This is a genomic window from Chroococcidiopsis cubana SAG 39.79, assembly GCF_003991895.1.
Taxonomy (GTDB): Bacteria; Cyanobacteriota; Cyanobacteriia; order Cyanobacteriales; family Chroococcidiopsidaceae; genus Chroococcidiopsis; species Chroococcidiopsis thermalis.
Genome location: NZ_RSCK01000230.1, coordinates 1 through 2,616, shown reverse-complemented (window position 1 = coordinate 2,616; position 2,616 = coordinate 1). Strand labels below are relative to the sequence as shown.

At 49.3% G+C, this 2,616-nt stretch carries 2 protein-coding genes; both read right to left on the bottom strand.

Going from position 1 to position 2,616, the window contains the following annotated elements; translation table 11 throughout:
* Nucleotides 1–111: 111 nt before the first annotated feature.
* Nucleotides 112–2,331, bottom strand: a complete 2,220-nt coding sequence (locus tag DSM107010_RS37520) for a recombinase family protein (RefSeq protein ID WP_199756054.1) — start codon at nt 2,329–2,331, stop codon at nt 112–114.
* A partial coding sequence (locus DSM107010_RS37515) for a hypothetical protein (RefSeq protein ID WP_206751861.1) occupies nt 2,328–2,616 on the bottom strand: 289 nt, incomplete at its 5' end. The genes DSM107010_RS37515 and DSM107010_RS37520, both read right to left, overlap by 4 nt.

Genomic DNA, 2,616 nt, shown 5'->3' with positions numbered 1-2,616 from the left:
GAAATGAGCTTGCCGTAATCCCCCTATAAGAGTCTAATTTGTAGTGCTGACGTGAGCTGGAAGGCTGTTTAGACATGGCGGTTTGCTCCAAAAGCTTAGTGTATTGGCAATTTAGTTGCAAGAATTAATCTCTATCGTGCTCTCTACACCATCTATCTTGCGATTGTACTTCGTTGATAAATCTGCTAACTCAGAATTTAATAATCTTGATTTTTGGTAGTCTAACCAATGTTGCCGTGTTGCAGCTCCTGTTGGTTGTTCACGGCGTTGTCTTAATCGTTCAATTTCTGCTGGATCTGCCCAGACGATCCATCGGCGAGACGGGTGTTCTTGCTGTCGGGCTTTGACCCAACCACGGCGTATCCAGCTATAGAGCGTGACTGTGGACATGTTAAGCATGCGTGCCAAGTCAGTCAACCACCACTCATCGGCTTCGAGGTTGTCACGTTCAGCAGTCGATTGATGCGGTGGTTTCAGTCCTAAGTGCCGCATCAAGTTCTGAATTTGTTCAGCTTTGAATGTTGCCCGTCGTTTCGGCGGGTAAAAACCTTCAGAGTTCATTTGCTGAGCAATCTCTTTCGGTCTCATATCTTGAGCAGCTAACTCACGCAGTCGTTCACACAGTTGTGGGTAATTACTCAGTTGTGTAAGTTTTCCAACCGGACGACGAATCCCAGCGCATGTTGCAGTTCCACCTATCCACTCCAGAGTAACTTGAACCTGTTCGCTATCGCCTTGGGCATTGACGATGACTCGCGATAGAATTTGACGTAACAAGTCTTTGCGTTGGTTGTTGGTTGTTGTGGTAGCGTGCCAAAGAACTGGAATATTGTGCGCTAGTTGACGAATTGTCTGGCGTTGTGCATCGCTTAACAAGCGAGGCTGCTGTTGACAAAACCGTTCATACTCTTCTTGCAGTTGCTGTTGAGCTTGCAATTTCGCCTCCCATTCAGAGGCCAAGTGACGCGCCACTAGACGGTTTTCAGGCTCAACCAGTTGATAGTGGCGTTTGGCACGGTCAGCTTCATAGGCAGCCCGTTCTAAGCGTTGTTGCCACAAACGATTGAGTTCGATGCGTTCAAGTTCGAGCGCCGTCGCTGCCGCCAAGGAGAGTTCGAGTGCAGCAGGTTTTAACGCTTCCATCGCCTGCTCGACCACAAATCGATCTAATGTTGGACCAGACATGCTTTGGCATCGTTCACCGCCGTAATCCACGGCTTGGCGACAACACACGTATCGATATCCCTGTTTGTGGTGATAGTTAACGCTCATGCGGCATCCACATTTACCACATACTAACAGCCCCACCAGTAATGAAGAACCATACCGAGAGGCACCCAATTCTTCAGCACAGATGCGATTCGACTTCAACTGTGCTAAGTTATGCTGGTGTTGCTGCCATGAGATGTAAGCAGGAAATCGATCGTGTAACAGCACGTGCCAATCGTTTGGGTCAACCACCACACGCTCACAATACAACCGCCCAGCTTGCTTTTGACGCGGGTCTACTTGCCGCCGACCATAAGCATAGGCACCAGCATACATCGGATTTTTTAGGATATTTTGTAACAGCGTCCGATTGGGACGATGCCATTCGAGCTCTCCTTTGGTCAGTCCACTCTTGACACGTACCCCGATTTGAATCTGGTGGTCTACCAGATAGCGCAACACGGCGTTGAGTGTCCCCAATTCGTCAAACTTGCGAAAAATCAGTCGAATCACTTGCTGCACCTGCTCATCAGGGTCAAATGTCACTTCCCCAGAGCTGCGTCGGACATAACCTGTGGGAACGCCAAACTCAAGTTCTCCGCGTTCGGCTTTGCTAAGTTTGCCCTGCACTAGCCGCTGTTTGAGGACGTGCAGTTCTGCTTCACTCATAGTGCCCTTGAGTCCTAACAGTAAACGGTCATTGTAATGACTTGGATCGTAAATGCCGTCAAGATCCGCAATTAAGGTGCCAAATAACGCGCAAATCTCAAGCAGTTGATGCCAATCTTTGCATGAGCGAGCCAGTCGCGACATCTCTATGCCTAAAATTAAGCCTACATGCCCCATACCGACTTCGGCTACTAAGCGTTGAAACCCAGCCCGTCCTTGAGCAGTTGCTCCCGACTTGCCCAGATCGTCGTCAATGATTAATATCCGCTCTCGCTGCCATCCCCAAGCTTTAGCGCGTTCGACTAATCCATATTGCAACCGCGTAGACTCTTGGTGGTCGAGCACCTGTTGCAGCGTCGATTGACGCACATATACCACAGCTAATCGGTCGAGATGTTGCGGCAAAATCTTTTGGCTATGCCATTCCATTGACTCAGGCTTACGATTTTTCATGGCTGCCCTCCTGAGTTTGCAATTGACTGTTCAGCATCTGCGTGAGAATCTGCAACGACCGCTGACGATTCGTGGGCGGCAGAGTCAGCCACAAGTTGGTAGTCAGTAGATTGGGTGGGGGGGGATGAGTTGTTGAGACATACAGTGCCTTCCTCAATGGAGGATATTTGAGCGGCTTGTACCTTAGCAGCCATCGCTGCCAAGTTGAGCAACCCCTCAACACTAAGGATAACGAATTGCGATTGGGTTTGTGTTCTTATGGGGGTGTTAAAGCACGGGGATTGA

Coding starts and splice junctions, on each gene's coding strand:
- DSM107010_RS37520 (WP_199756054.1), bottom strand. CDS start 2,331: ATGAAAAATCGTAAGCCTGAGTCAATGGAATGGCATAGCCAAAAGATT.